Origin of the sequence: Sphingomonas vulcanisoli (genome assembly GCF_011761305.1) — a bacterium.
GTDB lineage: Bacteria > Pseudomonadota > Alphaproteobacteria > Sphingomonadales > Sphingomonadaceae > Sphingomonas_I > Sphingomonas_I vulcanisoli.
This window is the reverse complement of the sequence record NZ_JAAOZC010000001.1, coordinates 721,896-733,645: the sequence shown is the minus strand read 5'-3', so window position 1 is coordinate 733,645 and position 11,750 is coordinate 721,896. Positions and strand designations below refer to the sequence as shown.

The 11,750-nt window shown below is 62.6% G+C and carries 15 protein-coding genes; 5 read left to right on the top strand and 10 right to left on the bottom strand.

Annotation, left to right across the window (positions count from 1 at the left end):
- The first annotated feature begins 67 nt into the window (after nucleotides 1–67).
- The 3 genes from cysD to FHS31_RS03480 all read left to right on the top strand — a co-directional run bounded on the left by cysD (nucleotide 68) and on the right by FHS31_RS03480 (nucleotide 3,748).
- Complete coding sequence (gene cysD, locus FHS31_RS03490) at nucleotides 68–973, top strand: sulfate adenylyltransferase subunit CysD (protein ID WP_167071915.1); 906 nt, start codon at nucleotides 68–70, stop codon at nucleotides 971–973.
- Nucleotides 974–1,091: 118 nt separating this feature from the next.
- The gene (cysN, locus tag FHS31_RS03485) at nucleotides 1,092–2,999 is read left to right on the top strand and encodes a sulfate adenylyltransferase subunit CysN (protein WP_167071914.1); all 1,908 of its coding nucleotides are present in this window, start codon (nucleotides 1,092–1,094) and stop codon (nucleotides 2,997–2,999) included.
- Nucleotides 2,996–3,748 (top strand): 3'(2'),5'-bisphosphate nucleotidase CysQ, encoded by a 753-nt coding sequence (locus FHS31_RS03480; RefSeq protein ID WP_167071913.1) that lies wholly within the window; start codon nucleotides 2,996–2,998, stop codon nucleotides 3,746–3,748. Before cysN ends, FHS31_RS03480 begins: the two co-directional genes overlap by 4 nt.
- A gap of 165 nt (nucleotides 3,749–3,913) precedes the next feature.
- On the opposite strand, the gene rpsD is transcribed toward FHS31_RS03480, so the two are convergent.
- Nucleotides 3,914–4,528 (bottom strand): 30S ribosomal protein S4, encoded by a 615-nt coding sequence (gene rpsD / locus FHS31_RS03475; protein WP_167071912.1) that lies wholly within the window; start codon nucleotides 4,526–4,528, stop codon nucleotides 3,914–3,916.
- A gap of 209 nt (nucleotides 4,529–4,737) precedes the next feature.
- On the opposite strand from rpsD, the gene FHS31_RS03470 reads away from it, so the two are divergent.
- Complete coding sequence (locus FHS31_RS03470; RefSeq protein ID WP_167071911.1) at nucleotides 4,738–5,043, top strand: chorismate mutase; 306 nt, start codon at nucleotides 4,738–4,740, stop codon at nucleotides 5,041–5,043.
- Here FHS31_RS03470 and FHS31_RS03465 read toward each other — a convergent pair.
- The 6 genes from FHS31_RS03465 to FHS31_RS16785 form a co-directional block, all read right to left on the bottom strand.
- Nucleotides 5,010–5,765: a TrmH family RNA methyltransferase gene (locus FHS31_RS03465; protein WP_167071910.1), complete on the bottom strand. Its 756-nt coding sequence runs from the start codon at nucleotides 5,763–5,765 to the stop codon at nucleotides 5,010–5,012. The two genes, FHS31_RS03470 and FHS31_RS03465, sit on opposite strands and share 34 nt — an antisense overlap.
- Nucleotides 5,762–6,208, bottom strand: a complete 447-nt coding sequence (gene nrdR, locus FHS31_RS03460) for a transcriptional regulator NrdR (protein WP_167071909.1) — start codon at nucleotides 6,206–6,208, stop codon at nucleotides 5,762–5,764. Before nrdR ends, FHS31_RS03465 begins: the two co-directional genes overlap by 4 nt.
- Nucleotides 6,209–6,335: 127 nt before the next feature.
- Nucleotides 6,336–7,649 carry a serine hydroxymethyltransferase gene (glyA, locus tag FHS31_RS03455; protein ID WP_167071908.1) on the bottom strand — a complete coding sequence of 438 codons (1,314 nt, stop codon included), beginning with the start codon at nucleotides 7,647–7,649 and terminating at the stop codon, nucleotides 6,336–6,338.
- Nucleotide 7,650: 1 nt separating this feature from the next.
- Nucleotides 7,651–8,109, bottom strand: a complete 459-nt coding sequence (rpiB, locus tag FHS31_RS03450; RefSeq protein WP_167071907.1) for a ribose 5-phosphate isomerase B — start codon at nucleotides 8,107–8,109, stop codon at nucleotides 7,651–7,653.
- A 91-nt stretch (nucleotides 8,110–8,200) separates the two neighbouring features.
- Nucleotides 8,201–8,788 (bottom strand): hypothetical protein, encoded by a 588-nt coding sequence (locus FHS31_RS03445; protein WP_167071906.1) that lies wholly within the window; start codon nucleotides 8,786–8,788, stop codon nucleotides 8,201–8,203.
- Between the two features lie 70 nt (nucleotides 8,789–8,858).
- A complete protein-coding gene (locus FHS31_RS16785) occupies nucleotides 8,859–8,996 on the bottom strand; it encodes a zinc-ribbon domain-containing protein (RefSeq protein ID WP_167071905.1) in 138 nt (45 codons plus the stop codon).
- 168 nt (nucleotides 8,997–9,164) lie between these two features.
- Between FHS31_RS16785 and FHS31_RS03435 the strand changes: the two genes are divergently transcribed.
- Nucleotides 9,165–9,947, top strand: coding sequence for a succinate dehydrogenase iron-sulfur subunit (locus FHS31_RS03435; RefSeq protein ID WP_167071904.1), 783 nt, complete (start codon nucleotides 9,165–9,167; stop codon nucleotides 9,945–9,947).
- 120 nt (nucleotides 9,948–10,067) lie between these two features.
- Here FHS31_RS03435 and dcd read toward each other — a convergent pair whose 3' ends face one another.
- Genes dcd through FHS31_RS03420 form a run of 3 tightly spaced genes read right to left on the bottom strand, consistent with a single transcriptional unit; the run spans nucleotide 10,068 to nucleotide 11,628 of the window.
- On the bottom strand, nucleotides 10,068–10,622 hold the full coding sequence (gene dcd / locus FHS31_RS03430) for a dCTP deaminase (protein WP_167071903.1): 555 nt from the start codon (nucleotides 10,620–10,622) through the stop codon (nucleotides 10,068–10,070).
- A gap of 51 nt (nucleotides 10,623–10,673) precedes the next feature.
- Nucleotides 10,674–11,141 carry a cytidine deaminase gene (locus FHS31_RS03425; protein WP_208408499.1) on the bottom strand — a complete coding sequence of 156 codons (468 nt, stop codon included), beginning with the start codon at nucleotides 11,139–11,141 and terminating at the stop codon, nucleotides 10,674–10,676.
- A gap of 4 nt (nucleotides 11,142–11,145) precedes the next feature.
- A complete protein-coding gene (locus tag FHS31_RS03420) occupies nucleotides 11,146–11,628 on the bottom strand; it encodes a UPF0262 family protein (RefSeq protein ID WP_167071902.1) in 483 nt (160 codons plus the stop codon).
- Nucleotides 11,629–11,750 lie beyond the last annotated feature (122 nt).

Sequence of the window (11,750 nt, the reverse complement as noted above, 5' to 3'; positions counted from 1 at the left end):
CGTGCCCATTGGCGCGCGTTCGCCCTAGGAGCTTTGCGAAAGCGCTTAGGGACGTTCACAAGGCAGCATGGTGACGCATCTGACCCATCTCGAAAGGCTCGAGGCGGAAAGCATCCATATCCTCCGCGAAGTCGTCGCCGAATGCGAGAAGCCGGTGATGCTCTATTCGGTGGGCAAGGATAGCGCGGTGATGCTTCATCTCGCGCGCAAGGCCTTCTATCCCTCGCCGCCGCCGTTTCCTTTGCTCCACGTCGATACGACCTGGAAGTTCAGGGCGATGTATGAGCTGCGCGACAAAGCGGCGAAGGATGCGGGCATGGAATTGCTCGTCTATCAAAACCCGGAGGCCAGGGAGAAGGGTATCAACCCCTTCGATCATGGCGCGTTGCACACCGATATGTGGAAGACCGAGGGGCTCAAGCAGGCGCTCGATCTCTACGGCTTCGATGCGGCGTTCGGGGGCGCGCGGCGCGATGAGGAGAAGAGCCGCGCGAAGGAGCGGGTGTTCAGCTTCCGATCGGCCAATCATCGCTGGGATCCCAAGAACCAACGGCCCGAACTCTGGAACCTCTACAATGCCCGCAAGGCGAAGGGCGAGAGCATCCGTGTCTTCCCGATCTCCAACTGGACGGAGCTGGATATTTGGCAATATATCCAGCTCAACGACATCCCGATCGTCCCGCTCTATTTCTCCGCGCCTCGGCCGACCGTGGAGCGCGACGGCATGCTGCTGATGGTCGATGACGACCGCTTTCCGCTGGGGCCCGGCGAGGTGCCGGTCGATCGCTCGATTCGCTTCCGGACTTTGGGCTGCTACCCGCTAACCGGCGCGATCGAGAGCGAGGCGGCGACGTTGAGCGAGGTAATCCAGGAGATGCTGCTTACCACGACGAGCGAACGGCAGGGGCGGGCGATCGACAAGGATAGCGGCGGGGCGGGCATGGAGAAGAAAAAGCAGGAGGGGTATTTCTGATGCCCCACCGGCCAAACCCACTCCGTTCGTGTCGAGCGAAGTCGAGACACGTTGCTGCGCCGCTTGCGGTACGTCCCTCGACTTCGCTCGGGACGAACGGTGTTGTGGGGGCGTTCGTATGACCGCGCAGGATCCCATCTATCAGACCGATGCCCTCATCGCCGAGGATATCGACGCGTACCTCGAACAGCATCGCAACAAGACTTTGCTGCGCTTCATCACCTGCGGATCGGTCGACGATGGCAAGTCCACGCTGATCGGGCGCCTGCTTTACGACAGCAAGATGATCTTCGAGGATCAGTTCGCCGCGCTGGAGGCGGACAGCAAGCGCGTCGGTACGCAGGGGCAGGAGATTGATTTCGCGCTGCTGGTCGATGGCCTGGCCGCCGAGCGCGAGCAGGGGATTACGATCGACGTCGCGTACCGCTTCTTCGCCACCGAAAAACGCAAGTTCATCGTCGCCGATACCCCCGGCCACGAACAATATACACGCAACATGGTGACCGGCGCCTCCACCGCCGATCTCGCCGTGATCCTGATCGATGCGCGCAAGGGCGTGCTGACGCAGACGCGGCGGCATAGCTATCTTGCCCACTTGCTTGGCATCCGGAATCTGGTGCTGGCGGTGAACAAGATGGATTTGATCGGTTACGATCAGGCCAAATATGATGCGATCGTCGCCGACTATCGTGCCTTCGCCGAAAGTATCGGCATAGATGCCTTCACGCCCATGCCGATCTCAGGCTTCAAGGGCGATAACATCACCAGCCGCTCGCCCAACACGCCATGGTACGATGGCCTGACGCTGATGGAGCATCTCGAAAGTGTTGCGGTGGATAGCGAGGCGGATCGCGCCAAGCCGTTCCGGATGCCGGTACAGTGGGTCAACCGGCCCAACCTCGATTTCCGGGGTTTCTCCGGGCTGATTGCCAGCGGCACGGTGAAGCCCGGCGATGCGATCCGGGTGCTGCCATCGGGCAAGACATCCGAGATAACGCGCATCGTTACGTTCGACGGTGATCTGGAGGAAGCGGGCGCCGGCCAGTCTGTAACGCTCACTTTCAAGGATGAGGTGGATTGCAGCCGGGGGGATGTCATCGCGCTCGCCGCCGATCCGCCGCAGGCTGCCGATCAGTTCGAGGCGACGATCGTCTGGATGGCGGACGAGGAGATGCTGCCGGGACGTGCCTATTGGCTGAAGCTCGGCACGCAGACCGTATCGGCGACCGTGCAAGCGCCGAAATATCAGATCAATGTCAACACGATGGAGCATCTTGCTGCCAAGACGCTGGAGTTGAATGCGATCGGCGTCGCCAATTTCACCACCGATCGGCCGATCGTCTTCGAAGCTTATGACGACAATCGCCAGCTCGGCGGCTTCATCCTGATCGACAAATTCACCAACGCCACCGTCGCGGCGGGGATGATCCATTTCTCGCTCCGCCGCGCGCAGAATGTCCACTGGCAGGCGACCGACATCAGCCGCGAGCAGCGTGCCGGTCTGATGCGGCAGAAGCCCGCGGTGCTGTGGTTCACGGGACTTTCGGGTGCGGGCAAATCGACGATCGCCAATCTCGTCGAACAGAAACTGGCGCGGATGAACCGCCACACCTTCCTGCTGGACGGCGATAATGTCCGCCACGGGCTCAACAAGGATCTCGGCTTCACCGATGCCGATCGCGTCGAGAATATCCGCCGCGTCGGCGAGGTTGCACGGCTGATGACCGATGCGGGTCTGATCGTCATTACCGCCTTCATCTCACCCTTCGGGGCCGAACGGGAGCTGGTGCGGAGCATGATGGCGGAGGGCGAGTTCATCGAGATCTTCATCGATACCAGCTTGGCCGATGCGGAGCAGCGCGATGTGAAGGGCCTCTACGCCAAGGCGCGCAGCGGCCAGCTCAAGAATTTCACTGGCATCGACAGCCCCTACGAGCCGCCGGAGCACCCCGAGCTGCGCATCGACACCGCGGTGATGACCCCCGACGAAGCCGCCGATCTGATCATCAAGCGCCTCATTCCATGACCGCGCCGCTGACCGACGCCGCTCTCGCTACCAAGATCGCGACAACCGCCGGCAAACTTCTGCTGACCCTGCGCGATTCCGGGCTCTTCGAAGGCAAGGCGCTGGGGCAGGCCGGGGATCGCACCGCCAACGCCTTCATTATCGAGGCGCTGAAGGCCGCGCGTCCTGAGGACGGCATCCTCTCCGAGGAAGAGGTCAACGATATCGCGCGCTGTGCGGTCAGCCGGGTGTGGATCGTCGATCCGCTCGACGGCACGCGCGAATATGGCGAGGGGCGCAGTGACTGGGCGGTGCATATCGCGCTGTCTATCGATGGCGAACCCGCGATCGGCGCGGTGGCGCTGCCCGCGCTCGGCGCGACGCTCTCCTCAGATGCCTGTGCAGGGCCGGCGGTCAACGCGGGGCGCCCCCGCATGGTCGTCAGCCGCTCGCGTCCCGCGAAAGAGGCATTGGCATTGGCGGAAAAGCTGGGCGCGGAGGTGCTGCCGATGGGATCGGCGGGCGCCAAGGCGATGGCGGTGGTGCGCGGCGAGGCCGATATCTACCTCCACACCGGCGGCCAATATGAATGGGACAATTGCGCTCCGGCGGCTGTCGCCAAGGCGGCAGGCTTGCACGTGTCCCGCGCCGACGGCTCTCCGCTCACCTACAATAGCGAGAACCCCTATCTCCCCGATCTGCTGATCTGCCGCCCCGAGGCCGCAGATCGCATCCTGGCTATGATCCGCGAGATGCCAGGTACAGAATAATCCTTCCGTTCTTGCTGAGCTTGTCGAAGCACCGTCCTTCTTTTGAACCTGCCAAGAAGGACAGCCCTTCGACAAGCTCAGGGCGAACGGATTGCGGGGCGACGGCCAGAAAAAAGGGCGGCCACCGCATCTGGTAGCCGCCCCTTTTGTTCGATCAGGATCCGATCAGCGGGAGTAGAACTCGACGACCAGGTTCGGTTCCATCTTCACCGGATAGGGCACTTCGTCCAGCGTCGGCACGCGGATGAAGGCGACCTTGGCGGCGCCATCGGGGGCGATGTACTCGGGGATTTCGCGCTCGGAGAGGCTCTGCGCTTCCATCACCAGCGCCATTTCCTGCGCCTTGCTGCCCAGCGTGATCTCGTCGCCCGGCTTCACCAGACGGCTGGCGATGTTGCACTTCACGCCGTTGACGCGAACGTGGCCATGGCTGACGAGCTGACGCGCCGACCAGATGGTGGGCGTGAACTTGGAACGATAGACCACCGCGTCCAGGCGGCGCTCGAGCAGGCCGATCAAATTCTGGCCGGTATCGCCCTTCATGCGGTCCGCCTCGGCATAGGCCTTCTTGAACTGCTTTTCGGTGACGTCGCCGTAATAGCCCTTGAGCTTCTGCTTGGCGCGGAGCTGGATCCCGAAATCGGTGGCCTTGCCCTTGCGGCGCTGGCCGTGCTGGCCGGGGCCATACTCGCGCTTGTTCACCGGGGACTTCGGACGGCCCCAGATGTTCTCGCCCATGCGGCGATCGAGCTTATACTTGGCGCTGTTGCGCTTTGACATGATAGTTCCTCAATTGCGTGGCGCCTAATCCCAACCAATCGGCCGAAACGAGGCAAAAGCCCGGGACCGCTCTGCTGACCACCGGATAAGGAGGGGCAGGGACACCGCTTCACCGAGCGTGCGGGTCCAATTGCGAGGCCGCGCGGATAGCAGATGCTCTTTCCAAGTCAAGGTTGCAGGCCCACCCGCCTCGCCTCTATGCGGCAGCGATGACCCAACCACCCGCGCCCGAACACTGCACCACCATGGCCGAGGTCCGCGCGGGCGTGGACTCGGTAGATCGCGAAATGGTGGCGCTGCTCGGTCTGCGGTTCGGCTACATGCGCGCCGCTGCCCGCATCAAGCCCGAACGCGCCATGGTGCGGGATGAGGCGCGCAAGGCCCAGGTCGTCGACAATGTTACGCTGCACGCGGCGATGGAGGGCTTTCCGCCAAAAATCGCAGCCGTTCTTTGGGATCAACTGGTGGAGGCGTCGATCGCTTACGAACTGGACGCCTTCGATTCGCGCGCCTGACCGCGCGGCCGATCCTTCGTGAGTGCGGAGAGCACGCCGCGCACCGTGCGCACCTCCTGAGCATTCCAGCCGGGCTTGGTGAGCAAGGTCCGCAGCGTGCGGCGGACGACGGGCGTGCGATCGGGCGGGAAGAAATAACCGGCATCGACGAGCATCGCATCCAGCTGCGCTATCATTCCGTCCAGTTCCTCCTGGGAGGCAGGGGCGCCGAGGTCCGTGATGGGCGGTGAGGCCAGTGCCTCATGCTTCGACCATTCATAGGCGACGAGGATCACCGCCTGCGCAAGATTGAGCGATCCGAACGCGGGGTTGATCGGCACGGTGATGATCGTGCGCGCAACCGCGACATCATCGGTCTCGAGCCCAGAGCGCTCGGGGCCGAACAGGATCGCGCTGCCTCCGGTTTCGGAATGGATCGCCCTGGCGGCAATTTCGGGCGTGATCACCGGCTTGGTCACGCCGCGTTTGCGCACCGTGGTGGCATAGACGTGCGCGCAATCCGCGGCCGCCTCCGCCACGCTCTCGAACACGCGCGCCCGCTCCAGCACGACATCCGCGCCCGATGCTGCGGGGCCTGCGGAAGGATTGGGCCAGCCGTCGCGCGGAGACACCAGCCGCAGATCGGTCAGCCCGAAATTGAGCATCGCCCGCGCCGCCTTGCCGATGTTTTCGCCAAGCTGTGGGCGGACGAGAATGATCGCGGGCTGGGGCGCGCCGCTCACTCGACGCTTCCCGCGAAATCCTCGAAATCCTTGGCCTCGCGGAAGTCCTTATAGACGCTGGCGAAGCGGATATAGGCGACGCTGTCGAGGCGCTGGAGGCCCGCCATGACTTCCTCGCCGATCCGCGTCGCCGAAACCTCGCTTTCGCCGCTCGTTTCCAAGGCGCGCTGGATGCGGCTGACGAGGCGTTCGATCTGCTCGGGCGCAATCGGGCGCTTGCGGGCAGCAGTTGAGATGGCGCGTTCCAGCTTCTGGCGATCGAAGGCCTGACGGACGCCGTCCTTCTTTACCACGGTCAGCTCGCGCAGCTGGACGCGCTCGAAGGTCGAAAAGCGCGCCCCGCAATCCTCGCACTGCCGCCGCCGCCGGATCGCCGAGCCATCATCCGCCGGCCGGCTATCCTTCACCTGGCTGTCATTATGTCCGCAAAAGGGGCAACGCACTAGCCCTCTCCCCGCTTGCGGGGAGAGGGTTGGGAGAGGGGGCTACGGGAAAAGGTGAGGGATGCGTTGGCGACTGCCGACTCCCCCTCTCCCCGGCCCTCTCCCCGCCGGCGGGGAGAGAGAGTGTTCACAGCTCCGGGTAGATGGGAAAGCGTTCGCAGAGCGCTTCGACGCGGGTTTTCACCGCGGCTTCGACGAGCGGATTGCCGCCTTCGCCATTGCCGCGCAGCCCATCGAGCACATCGGCGATCATGTCAGCGATATCGCGGAATTCGGCGGGGCCGAAGCCGCGTGTGGTCCCGGCCGGCGAGCCGACGCGGATGCCGCTGGTCTTGACCGGGGGCAACGGATCGAAGGGAATGCCATTCTTGTTGCAGGTGATGCCCGCGCGCTCCAGCGCCTCATCGGCATCACGACCGGTGACGCCGAGCGGCGTGAGATCGATCAGCGCGAGATGCGTATCGGTGCCCCCTGAAACCACCTTGGCGCCGCGCTCCTCAAGCCGGGCCGCCAGCGCCTTGGCATTTTCGATTACGGCGCGGGCGTAGGTCTTGAAATCGGGCTGTAGCGCCTCGCCGAACGCCACTGCCTTGGCGGCGATGACATGCATCAGCGGGCCACCCTGCAGGCCGGGGAAGACCGCCGAGTTGATCTTCTTCGCCAGCGCTTCGTCATCGGTCATGATCATTCCGCCGCGCGGCCCGCGCAGCGTCTTGTGCGTCGTCGTGGTCACGACGTGCGCGTGACCGAAGGGCGAGGGGTGGCAGCCGCCCGCCACCAGCCCGGCGAAATGCGCCATATCGACCATGAAGATGGCGCCCACGGCGTCCGCGATCTGGCGGAAACGCGCGAAATCGATCTGGCGGGGGTAGGCGGAGCCGCCGGCGATGATCAGCTTGGGATTATGCTCGCGCGCCAGCCGCTCGACCTCGTCATAATCGATCAAATGCGTATCGGGGGTGACGCCATATTGGATCGCGTTGAACCATTTGCCGCTCATCGCCGCGCGCGCGCCGTGGGTGAGGTGGCCGCCGGCATCGAGGCTCATGCCGAGAATCGTCTCACCGGGCTTGACCAGCGCCAGCATCACCGCGCCATTGGCCTGCGCCCCCGAATGCGGCTGGACGTTGACGAAGCCGCAGCCGAAGATCTGCTTGGCGCGATCAATCGCCAGTTGCTCGACCGTGTCGGAGGGCGCGCAGCCCTGATAGTAACGCTTGCCCGGATAGCCCTCGGCATATTTGTTGGTGAAGACCGATCCCTGCGCCTCCAGCACCGCCTTGGAGACGATGTTCTCGCTGGCGATCAGTTCGATCTGCTTCTTCTCGCGCGCGATTTCGCGTTCCAGACCGGCGAAGACCGCGGGATCGGTTTCGGCCAGGCCGCGTGAGAAGAAGCCGTCGGGCTGAACATCAGCGAGGGTGGCGGGGTTGCTGCTCATGTCAGGCCTCGATCGGTTGGAGCGTGGGTGCGGAAAGCTTATCGACGCGGCCTTGATGGCGGCCGCCCTCGAAAGGGGTCGAAAGGAAGGTGGTGAGGCAGGCCTTGGCCATTTCCTGGCCGATCATGCGCGCGCCCATCGCGATGACGTTGGCGTCATTGTGCGTGCGGGCGAATTGAGCGGCTAGCGGCTCGGAAACGAGCGCACAGCGGCAGGCGGGTTCGCGATTGACAGCGATCGAAATGCCGATCCCCGATCCGCACAGCGCGACGCCGAAATCTGCGCGGCCCCCGGCGATGGCGCGCGCCAGCTTATAGCCATAATCGGGATAATCGACCGAGCTGGTATCGAACGGGCCCAGGTCCTCAATAGGAAAACCCTGCTCCTGAAGCATGGCGACCAGTTCAGTCTTGAGCGTCACGGCGGCATGGTCCGATGCGATGACTATCCGTTTTGACACGCTGGAGACTCCAAGAATCGGCCTGACGCCCTTTAGCGGCTGATCGTTCGGATACCATCCTTCGTGCAGGGTATATGATTTTGAGTCGCGGTCAGTGTGACCAGTTTAGTCCCGAGACGTCGAATTCAAATTGTGGGTTGCCGGCATCGTAGAGCGTTTTTTCGACCACTACATGTTTAGCGCGCTTGAGTTTTGCGAGAAATGCCCGGGCGCCTTCAACAAAAACCACTTCGCTGCTGCTATCTGCCGGACCCAAAAGCGAAACGTGCTGAGCCGGTCCCTTATCGAAGCGAACTTTCGCCGAGCACCCTTCGTAAGATGGGCACATCATTTGGCCGGAGCTGATGATGAACATGATATCCAACCCCTTTCGTTTCGAGGTCCGTACGACCAAGCGCATAGTAGTATTCGAGTCATAAGGCGATGATTGGAAAACAGAGTTCGTACTTGTCGTGCGAGCGTAATAGATGGTGTCGCCGGAAATTTTATCCTCATCGGTGTCGTAGGACCACGCCTGCGATGCCTGAACAAGTTTGGTATCAGGGGCGGCCTTCGCAATATTGTTGGCCATTTCCTCAAGGTTTTCGCCAGCCTGGTCTAAAGCGTTGGCGGTTGCGTCGGCGGCATTTTCCGATGCTGTTAAGTGTTTAGGTTGGCTGAGCGCTAGCAAGACGATCAAGCCAATGATTATGATGGCAATGATACGGAAATTGGACCCAAAGCCTGAGTGCTTTGAGGGAGGGCGTGGATCACTTAGACTTTCCGTTTCGGAGGCCGGCGGCGTCGAGGTCACCGCTTCTTTTTTCGGTTGGCTGCTGTTTAGCGCCGCAAAACCGGCAGTAGCTGGAGTCTTCGGGAATGGACTTTCCGCATTCAGTACAAAACATCTCGCCCCCCCAAAGCGATTTCGTCGAGGGCTATCCTACCGCGCGTTTCTCGTAATGGAAGAATGGCAATTTGATCCTATCAAAGGCCATCATTCCACCCGCGAACCGCCGAACCTTTTGCATCTGCGAAAAGGCTTCGCTATCGGCCTTGCCAACGGAAGGATCACAATGGCCGAGTTCGCTCTCCCAAAGAACAGCGTTATCAAGGGCAACCGCAAGGTTAATGCGGCGGACGGCGCCAAGAACAAGCGCGCCTTCAAGATCTATCGCTACGATCCCGATACCGGCGCCAATCCGCGGTACGATACGTATGAGCTCGATCTCGAAGAGACGGGCCCGATGGTGCTCGACGCGCTTATCAAGATCAAGAATGAGGTCGATAGCACGCTGACCTTCCGCCGCTCTTGCCGGGAGGGCATCTGCGGTTCCTGCTCGATGAACATCGACGGCAAGAACGGCCTCGCCTGCACCACCGCGATCGAGGATTGCAAGGGCGAGGTGAAGATCACGCCGCTGCCGCATATGGATGTGATCAAGGATCTCGTTCCCGATTTCACGCACTTCTACGCGCAATATGCCTCGATCAAGCCGTGGCTGCAGACGGTGACGCCGCCGCCTTCGGGCAAGGAGCGTCTCCAGTCGCCCGAGCAGCGCGCCGAGCTTGACGGCCTGTATGAGTGCATCCTGTGCGCATGCTGCTCGACAAGCTGCCCCAGTTACTGGTGGAACAGCGACAAATTTCTGGGGCCGGCGATCCTGCTCCAGGCCTATCGCTGGCTGGCCGACAGCCGCGACGAATATACCGGCGAGCGGCTGGACGAGCTGGAAGACCCCTTCCGTCTCTATCGCTGCCATACGATCATGAACTGCGCTAACGTCTGCCCCAAGGGCCTTAGCCCCGCCCGCGCGATTGCCGAGATCAAGAAGATGGAGGTTGAGCGGCAGCTCTGAGCTGCCGTTCAATTTTCCGTTTACCCTGAGCTTGTCGAAGGGCCGTCCTTCGTCTCCTTCCGGATGAAGAAGGGCGGTGCTTCGACAAGCTCAGCACGAACGGATCTGGGTTAGGCCGCGCTATAACCTCGGCAGCGTCACACCCTGCTGTCCCATATATTTGCCCGCGCGATCGGCATAGCTCACCTCACAGGGCTCATTGCCCTGCAAGAACAGAAACTGGCAGGCGCCTTCGTTGGCGTAAATCTTGGCAGGCAGGGGCGTGGTGTTGGAAAACTCCAGCGTGACGTGCCCTTCCCAGCCGGGCTCCAGTGGCGTCACGTTGACGATGATCCCGCAGCGCGCATAGGTCGATTTGCCGAGGCAGATCACCAGCACATCGCGCGGCACGCGGAAATATTCCACCGTGCGGGCCAGCGCGAAGCTGTTGGGCGGGATAATGCAGCAATCGGTCTTGCGATCGACGAAGCTGTTGGCGGCGAAATCCTTGGGATCCACCGTCGCCGAATCAACATTGGTGAAAATCTTGAACTCGTCGGCGACGCGCGCGTCATAGCCATAGCTGGAGAGGCCATAGCTGATGCAGCCATCTCGCCGCTGCGCCTCGACGAACGGCTCGATCATGCCATGCGCGGTCGCCTGCTCGCGGATCCAGCGATCGGACATTACGGACATGATGTTTCCCTCCCGCGGGAGGCTTTCGCCGCGATGCGCGCGAACTGCAAGTCAGCCAATCCCCAGATCGGCAGGCCCGAACGCCTTGGGCAGCAGTTCGGAGAGCATTAGCCGCTCGATCTTGGCGCCGTCACCGCTCGCGCAATAGATGACGAGGTCGCGGCCACCCAGTTGAGCGGCTTCGTTGAGCACCTGGCGGCAGCGGCCGCACGGATAGACCACGTCCGCGCCACCGGGACCACCGCCGGGCTGGATCGCGCCGCCGATCACGCCGACCGCGACGACGTCCTTGAGCCGCCCGGCGACGTTGGCGGAGGCCAGCGCCACCGTCTCGGCGCAAAGCGAGAGGCCATAGCTGGCGTTCTCGAAATTGGTGCCGGGGATGATGGTGCCGTCATCCAGCAGCAGCGCCGCGCCCACGGCAAATCTGGAATAAGGCGCATGGGCGTTTAGCGCGGCCTCGCGCGCCGCCTCGATCAGCACGCCCGCCGCAACATCCTCGATCGGCACTTCGGCCAAAACTCTATCCCCTGATGTGCAGCACGCAGACGAGCGTGAACAGCCGCCGCGCGGTATCGAAATCGACCTCGATCTTGCCCTTGAGCCGATCGATCAGCAAGCCGGCAGCTTCGTTGTGGAGCGCGCGGCGCGCCATATCGATCGGCTCGAGTTGCTCGGGCGTCACCTTGGCGATCGCCTTGTAATAAGCGTCGCACATCGCGAAATAATCGCGGATCGGGCGGCGCAGACCGCCCAACGCGAGGATGATCGTTTCCAGCCGCTGTTGATTCTCGCTGGAGATATCGAGGACCAGCCGCCCGTCCTGCACGCTCAGCGCCAGCCGATATGGGCCGGCATAGCCTTCCGGATAGCGCCTGAGCGGCTCGAAATGGTTTCGGTCCAGCAGATCGAGGATCGCGATCCGCCGCTCCTGCTCGATCTCGTCCGAACGCCACAGGATCGTGCGTTCGTCGAGGTCGATTGAAATGAGGCGCGGGTCGGCCATGCCCCGGTCTATCCAGCCTGCGCCCCGCTGGCTACTGGCGCATGAAGTCGGTCGGGCCATCAGGCCCACTTTTCCACAGAACCGCCCAGCGCTTTATTATGGCGGCCGGGTTGAGGGGGCGG

Bases quoted from the DNA above. Each gene is read 5' to 3' on its own strand.
- dcd (WP_167071903.1), bottom strand. From the start codon at position 10,622: ATGTCCGTAATGTCCGATCGCTGGATCCGCGAGCAGGCGACCGCGCAT.
- FHS31_RS16785 (WP_167071905.1), bottom strand. From the start codon at position 8,996: ATGTTTTGTACTGAATGCGGAAAGTCCATTCCCGAAGACTCCAGCTAC.
- FHS31_RS03480 (WP_167071913.1), top strand. From the start codon at position 2,996: ATGACCGCGCCGCTGACCGACGCCGCTCTCGCTACCAAGATCGCGACA.
- cysD (WP_167071915.1), top strand. From the start codon at position 68: ATGGTGACGCATCTGACCCATCTCGAAAGGCTCGAGGCGGAAAGCATC.
- glyA (WP_167071908.1), bottom strand. From the start codon at position 7,649: ATGAGCAGCAACCCCGCCACCCTCGCTGATGTTCAGCCCGACGGCTTC.
- cysN (WP_167071914.1), top strand. From the start codon at position 1,092: ATGACCGCGCAGGATCCCATCTATCAGACCGATGCCCTCATCGCCGAG.
- FHS31_RS03420 (WP_167071902.1), bottom strand. From the start codon at position 11,628: ATGGCCGACCCGCGCCTCATTTCAATCGACCTCGACGAACGCACGATC.
- FHS31_RS03435 (WP_167071904.1), top strand. From the start codon at position 9,165: ATGGCCGAGTTCGCTCTCCCAAAGAACAGCGTTATCAAGGGCAACCGC.
- rpsD (WP_167071912.1), bottom strand. From the start codon at position 4,528: ATGTCAAAGCGCAACAGCGCCAAGTATAAGCTCGATCGCCGCATGGGC.
- FHS31_RS03470 (WP_167071911.1), top strand. From the start codon at position 4,738: ATGACCCAACCACCCGCGCCCGAACACTGCACCACCATGGCCGAGGTC.